We start from the raw sequence: 5,820 nt of genomic DNA, 5'->3' as shown, positions 1-5,820 counted from the left end.
CAGCTTTGCCCGGTCTCAAGAGGCACTTAACTCCCTGTTGCCCAGAGCTTCCCTAGAGCCTTATCTGGCCTTGCTGCTTGAGCTGCAGCGCCTCGGCCACAGCGTCACGTTGATCGGCAGCACCAATTTCGCCGATGCGGCCCGGAAGGCCGCAATTGCCTTTGCCCCCTTGCCCGGTAATTTCCGCGACCTGCTGAGCTCCCCTGCCGGACTGGAGCTGATGCAGGGCAAGCCGGTGCGACTGGTGAACGATGCCCTGCTGCTGCAGTGGCTGAGCACCGCCCGAGAGGCCATCCGAGGGTGCGATCTGCTGCTGGCACCACCGCTGGCGCTTTGGGCTTATCACCTCGCCGAAGCCGAGGGATGTCGTTTCGCCGTGCTCAGCCCCATCCCGGTGGTGGCGACCGGGGCTTTTCCCTTTTTGAAGTTCCCTGCCCGCCAGCACTCCACCAGCTGGTTGAAGCGTCAGCTGAACCGACTCAGTTACCGAGCCTTCCGTCTGATCAAATGGCGCCAGGAATCCAGATTGATCCAGGACTTCCGCAGCCAGCAGCTGGGATTGCCGCGGTTGCCCTGGACCGGTGCTGGGGAGCGGCGCGATGCCCCGCATCAGTTGAAATCGCCACCGATTCTCCATCTGTTCAGCTGCCGTGTGCTGGAGCGTCCGGCGGATTGGCCCGCCCATGCCCAGATCACCGGCTATTGCTTCAACCCCACGTCGACATCGGAGAGCTACAGCCCGCCTCTGGATCTGCAGCGCTTCCTCGAGGCCGGGCCACCTCCTTTTTATGCCGGTTTCGGCAGCATGATTCCGCACCATCCCGCGTCGTTGGGCGAGGTGCTGGTGGAAGCCGCTCGGCTGGCGGGGCAGCGCCTGATTCTCTCGCCGGGCTGGGGCCGGGTGGTGCCCTCTGACGACCTTCCCCCCACGGTGTTTCTATTGGAGGAGTGCCCCCACGACTGGCTGTTTCCGCAACTGCGTGGCGCCGTGCATCACGGCGGAGCCGGCACCACGGCCGCCACCCTGCGCAGTGGGATTCCCTCCACGGTGGTGGCTTTCTTCGCCGACCAGCCTGCCTGGGGCCGAACCCTGGAGGAACTCGGCGTCAGCCCGGCCACCCATCACCACACCACGCTCACGGCCCCAGCCTTGGCGGAGTGCCTGCGGTCGATGGCGGAGATCCCCAGCTACCGCTGCAGGGCCGAGCAGCTCCGCGATCAGCTCGCTGCGGAGAACGGCCTCGCCACAGCTGTAGCGGCCTTGGAGACGCTTTTGGAACCCCAGCCTTCGGCCCAAGAGACCTAGGCCACTCGAGCCAGCCCCTTGCAGGCAGACACCCTGATTGCCGAAATGCTCGTAAAAGCCTCGTGCCCGTTCACTCTTGGGATGGACAGCCAGCGCGCTGATGCCGGCGATTTCTGCAGCCGCCAGGGTGTGGAACCCATTACCCCATCAGCCGCCAGCACCACGTAGGTGCGGTTGATCACACAGCCGGCTTGCTCCTCCTGCTCGCCCATCAAGGTTTCCAGCGCCGGACGGAGATCGTCGTTCCCGTACCAGCAGAACCTCAGCCAGCAGCCGAAGGCCTTAGAAGATCATCCTGGCCTCAAGTCGGCCTTCCTTGATCGCCTGCATGAACTGCCGGTAGTCACGTTCGGCTTGATCGGCGTAGTGCAGGCCAAAGGCCTCCAGAGCCTGGTCAAACACCTTGCCGGCGGCCAGCCAGGCCGCGATCGCTTGGCGATCCCCCGAACGCGCGTGGGCCTTAGCCAGAGCTCGACCACACAATTCGCCGTAGAGCTCCAGACCCTTGGCATCCAGTTTGGCCAGGTCCACCGACCCTTTCCAGTTGCACAGCAGGCGCCAGTAATAACGGTGATCCCGCTGCAGACCGCTTGTCCAGCCATGAAACGGGTCGCTCACGGTCTGCATCAGCCGCTGCCCTTCGATCACCCTCTGGCCGTGATGCTGGGGTGATGGGCTTGTGGCGTAGGGCTCAAACACCGACGCTCCGGCCTGCTTGCTCTGGAGGATCAAGAGGTCTTCAGGGTGGGGCCCACAAACAGACTGATGGCGCAGCGGGTGCCCACCGAACCCACGCCCACAGCCTTCATCGCCGCATCCACCAGCCGGTAGTGCTGAAGCCTGTGGCGAACCTCGGCAGGGACGGAGCACAGGTATGAATCCAGCATCTTCTGGCTCAGATCGCGCCAGTCGATGTCGGAGGTCCACCTGCGATCCAGCACGACATGGCGCCAGAACAGAGGGGGGGCATGGCGCAGTTGGAATTGCCCATCAGCTCCCCGTTCGCAGAGTTTGCCAGCCGCTTCTATGCGGGTGCGGGCCCTGGCCTTACCGCTCACCTTGAGCACGTGCTGCCGTAGCGGTGGGTGCTCCAGCTCGTTGATGTAAGCGTTGACATCGATGCGCTGCGCCTTGCCACGCGGCCCTGCTGGTCGCTGGTGGCTGGTGGCTGATCAGAGCCAGGTTTCGCCCAGCGAGTACAGCGCTGACCACCAGCCGTTTGAGGTCCCACTCAAAAGGTCCGCGTACGGTCTCGTCGAAATCATTGAGGTCAAAGACCAGCCTCCACTCAGGCGAGGCGTAGAAGCCAAAGTTCGCCAGGTGGCAGTCGCCGCAGAGCTGCACCTCCAGGCCACTGCTTGATGCATTGCCTAAGTCATGGGCCATCACCGCCGGGGTGCCGCGATAGAACGCAAAGGCGTCGTGAGCCATGCGGCTGTGGCGCACGGGCACGAGCCAAGGCAGGCGATCGGCCTACTGTTCCTGCCAGACCGCAATCGGGTTGCGCCGGTCTGCAGCAGGGGCCCAGCGGCTCAGGTCTTGAACTTTGAGTGGAGGAGCTGGTATTCGCACCATGTTCCACAAACTAATCCTGCTGCTGAACGACCCACCTCGCAGCCGCTGGCCAGGCCAGAGCAGTGAAGAGGGACGGTTCCCCGTATCCCCAAAAGGACCCAATCACCGCTGAACCCGACCCAGCCTGAACCAAGAACGACTGCGATAGGCGATGCAGGAAGTCCGACTCCACCCGCTCACGGAGCGGCCGGGGCACCTGGAGGCCCAATCTGATACGCCGGCGCTGCACCATGGCTCTGCCCACGGTGCCTACCGGGTGCGGGTGCAACGACGCCAGAGCCCTGCAGCGCTCTGCTGCTGATGGCAGGCGAGAGTTCGCCCATAGACCTGCCGCAGCTGCTCGATCGCATTGAGCACCAGCTGCTGCCGCAGCTCCAGATTCACAGCCCGGATCCCTGCGATCCAGTGCTGGTGAAGGATCTGCCTAAGCCATGGCGCACCCTTGGCTGCGGTAACTACGCGGCGGTATTGCACCATCCCCACCACCCTTTACTGGCGGTGAAGGTTTACGGCCCGGAGCGCCCAGGCCTGGAGCAAGAGGCGGAGGTGTACCGCAGGATTGGCCATCACCCCGCCTTCTCACAGTGCTTCCACGTGGGGGCGGGGTATCTGGTGTTGAGGCGATTGCAGGGCACCACGTTGTACGACTGTCTGCGCCAGGGCATCCCCATCCCCGCGCAGGTGATCGACGACGTGGATGCAGCGCTGGCCTACGCGATGGCCCACGGCCTGCATGGACATGACGTGCATGGGCGCAACTTGATGCTGCACCGGGGCCGGGGGCTGATTGTGGACATCTCCGACTTCCTCAACCCTCAGCCATGCCGGGCCTGGCAAGACCTGCGCTGGGCCTACCGCACGTTTTACCGGCCGCTGATCGGCCACCTTGGACTGCGGGTGCCGGGCAGTGTCCTCGATGGGGTACGCCGCGGTTATCGCCTGGTGCGGCGAATCAGGGGGCAGGTCCCTGGGCCATGAACTCCCCTTCATGAACTCCAATTGCCTCCCGTGAAGACCGGTGTCGATCGCCCAATTGCCCTTGCCAGCCCCTGCTGGCAGCTCCGACCACAACTGAAACTCTCTGATCTGAAAACGATCAGGCTGTCATCGAGCACCAAACTCGCGCAGCTGCGCCCGACCCCCTTGGGCACTACCCCCTGGGACTAAACGACGGCTGAGCAGGCAAATTCCCGGGGTCAACGCGCCGGGTTTTGTTGTGTCTCAAGTCTGCTGAGTGAGCACGTGCTGCATCACCTCCAGCAATCCATCGGCCAGGGGGCGATGGCTGCCCAAACGGCCACTCCAGATGGCTCCAACCAACAGCTCCTCAGTGCTGACCAGGGCCAAGTCCTGGCCTTCCAGCAGCTGCAGCTGCTCTAGCGGCACCGACAGTTCGGCCCGGAACACATGGGCCGTGCGCCGGTGGATGTGATGCACCATCACCAGCTCCGTCGCTTCGGGCTGCCAGCTGATCTCCTCTAGCAGCTCCCGTCGCAGGGCCTGCTCCGGCGTCTCGCCGGGATCAAGGTGCCCGCCAAAAAGTCCCCAGCAGCCAGGCGCGACGATCGAGGGGATCTCGTCACGCAGTTGCATTAGCCAGCGGCCATCCCGCTGCAGCATCGCCAAGGCGACTTCAACGGCCATGGCGCGTCCTCAAGCTGCTGCCGGCCGCTAACACCAAGCCACCGCTGATGGCGAGAAACACCAGCGTCTGCAGAAGCAATAGAAAGATTCCGATGGCCGAACCGGCCAGGATCTGCACCCTTGCCTTGATCAGCAGGGTGAGCAATAGCAGCACGGTGACCTTGAGGCTCAGCACCTTGGCCGTGCTGAGCGGGCAGAACGGGTTAAGAAGCACGGGGTGATCACGGGTATCACCATGCTGACGGGCCGATCCGCCAACGGAGGTTTCATTTAAGTCCTGGCAGCGTCAGGTGAGCACCGGGATGCAGACCTTGCGGTCCACCGCCGAGCTCATGGGTGATGCGGCCAACGCTGTGGACGGGGAAGGCCCCCCCTCGCTACGAGGTGGAGCGCCGCATTGCTGAGGCCCAGCTTTGGATTTCACAACGCCGCCCATGACGACCTGAAGGATGCCTTCCTCCAGGGGGTGATCTGGTTGCAAAACCAGCACTGGCGAGGCAGCGGCAGCACTGCTGGCAACTACGCCCGCCGCACCGGCCATCCCAAAGAAGACCTCGAGAAGCTTGCTGCAATTGAGTTAATCAAGGCCTCATGCAGCCATGACTGCAAGTGGGTGAACCGCAGCAGCTCCAACTTCATCGCCTACGCCAGACCATTCGTTAACAGCGAGATCACCAACTAACTGCGCGAGCTCACGCTCGTCTTGATCGTGTGAGTCGTTTCTAGGGGGAAGGGGGCTTTGCATCGTCATGGCTGGACCGTTGTGGCTCCCTGCCAGGGAGCAATTTGGCTTGGTGATCTAACCCTGCTCAATGGTGCAGGTGATGCAGGTGTCGATCCCTATGCCCAGTACACCTTGTTCACGGTGCTGGAGTTTGGTGCTAGCCACGGATCAGGCGGCATCGGTGGCCAGATCAGGCCACAGCCCGGCTACGGTGAAACTCAGGCAGTTGCGCGTTGCACCATGGGCTGCTCTCGCCCATGGACCGACCATCCTTCCCTGCACGGGTCTTAGCACCGGCAGCGCTGTTGGGCACGGCAAACCCCAGTCCTCAGGGGCTTTCTCCCCCCAAAAAAAAGAGTTGACAGCCAACGACGCCGCAGCTCTGCCGAGAAGACCCTGGATCCATGCACTCACTCAATAGGTCGAGGGGACTTCATTCGCCACCTCAGCTCTGCCAGTGGAACCTATGCTGGGCAATTGGGGCTTCAATAGAGTGAATAAGGAAGAAATCTTGCATGACTACAAGCAAAAGCCTGGTGCATTTATCCCTGAATTCGTCGCCTTGGATGAT

General features: G+C 62.9%; 9 protein-coding genes. 4 read left to right on the top strand and 5 right to left on the bottom strand.

The window, feature by feature from the left end:
- Positions 1–1,306: glycosyltransferase (locus KBY75_RS15160; protein WP_255024551.1), on the top strand; the 1,306-nt coding region annotated here is incomplete at its 5' end.
- A gap of 282 nt (positions 1,307–1,588) precedes the next feature.
- On the opposite strand, the gene KBY75_RS15155 is transcribed toward KBY75_RS15160, so the two are convergent.
- The 3 genes from KBY75_RS15155 to KBY75_RS15470 are packed head-to-tail and all read right to left on the bottom strand — an operon-like array spanning position 1,589 to position 2,770.
- Complete coding sequence (locus KBY75_RS15155) at positions 1,589–2,038, bottom strand: DUF2252 family protein (protein WP_255024550.1); 450 nt, start codon at positions 2,036–2,038, stop codon at positions 1,589–1,591.
- Complete coding sequence (locus KBY75_RS15475; protein WP_396098454.1) at positions 2,035–2,373, bottom strand: DUF2252 family protein; 339 nt, start codon at positions 2,371–2,373, stop codon at positions 2,035–2,037. The genes KBY75_RS15155 and KBY75_RS15475 overlap by 4 nt, the downstream gene beginning before the upstream one ends.
- Positions 2,354–2,770, bottom strand: coding sequence for a DUF2252 family protein (locus KBY75_RS15470; RefSeq protein WP_396098456.1), 417 nt, complete (start codon positions 2,768–2,770; stop codon positions 2,354–2,356). Before KBY75_RS15470 ends, KBY75_RS15475 begins: the two co-directional genes overlap by 20 nt.
- 262 nt (positions 2,771–3,032) lie before the next feature.
- Between KBY75_RS15470 and KBY75_RS15145 the strand changes: the two genes are divergently transcribed.
- Positions 3,033–3,182, top strand: coding sequence for a hypothetical protein (locus KBY75_RS15145; protein WP_255024549.1), 150 nt, complete (start codon positions 3,033–3,035; stop codon positions 3,180–3,182).
- Positions 3,182–3,859: a serine/threonine-protein kinase gene (locus KBY75_RS15140; protein WP_255024548.1), complete on the top strand. Its 678-nt coding sequence runs from the start codon at positions 3,182–3,184 to the stop codon at positions 3,857–3,859. Before KBY75_RS15145 ends, KBY75_RS15140 begins: the two co-directional genes overlap by 1 nt.
- Before the next feature lie 243 nt (positions 3,860–4,102).
- Here KBY75_RS15140 and KBY75_RS15135 read toward each other — a convergent pair whose 3' ends face one another.
- Positions 4,103–4,525, bottom strand: coding sequence for an NUDIX hydrolase (locus KBY75_RS15135; protein ID WP_255024547.1), 423 nt, complete (start codon positions 4,523–4,525; stop codon positions 4,103–4,105).
- On the bottom strand, positions 4,515–4,739 hold the full coding sequence (locus KBY75_RS15130; protein WP_254937283.1) for a hypothetical protein: 225 nt from the start codon (positions 4,737–4,739) through the stop codon (positions 4,515–4,517). Before KBY75_RS15130 ends, KBY75_RS15135 begins: the two co-directional genes overlap by 11 nt.
- Before the next feature lie 183 nt (positions 4,740–4,922).
- Between KBY75_RS15130 and KBY75_RS15125 the strand changes: the two genes are divergently transcribed.
- Positions 4,923–5,207, top strand: coding sequence for a hypothetical protein (locus KBY75_RS15125; RefSeq protein ID WP_255024546.1), 285 nt, complete (start codon positions 4,923–4,925; stop codon positions 5,205–5,207).
- Positions 5,208–5,820: the final 613 nt, after the last annotated feature.

The sequence above is a fragment of the Cyanobium sp. T1G-Tous genome, from assembly GCF_024345455.1.
Classification (GTDB): Bacteria; Cyanobacteriota; Cyanobacteriia; order PCC-6307; family Cyanobiaceae; genus Cyanobium_A.
The sequence above is the reverse complement of the archived record's forward strand: the minus strand, read 5'-3'. Positions and strand labels throughout refer to the sequence as shown.

Excerpts from the sequence above, each read along its gene's own strand:
- KBY75_RS15145 (WP_255024549.1), top strand. The coding sequence starts at position 3,033 with ATGCAGGAAGTCCGACTCCACCCGCTCACGGAGCGGCCGGGGCACCTG.
- KBY75_RS15135 (WP_255024547.1), bottom strand. The coding sequence starts at position 4,525 with ATGGCCGTTGAAGTCGCCTTGGCGATGCTGCAGCGGGATGGCCGCTGG.
- KBY75_RS15140 (WP_255024548.1), top strand. The coding sequence starts at position 3,182 with ATGGCAGGCGAGAGTTCGCCCATAGACCTGCCGCAGCTGCTCGATCGC.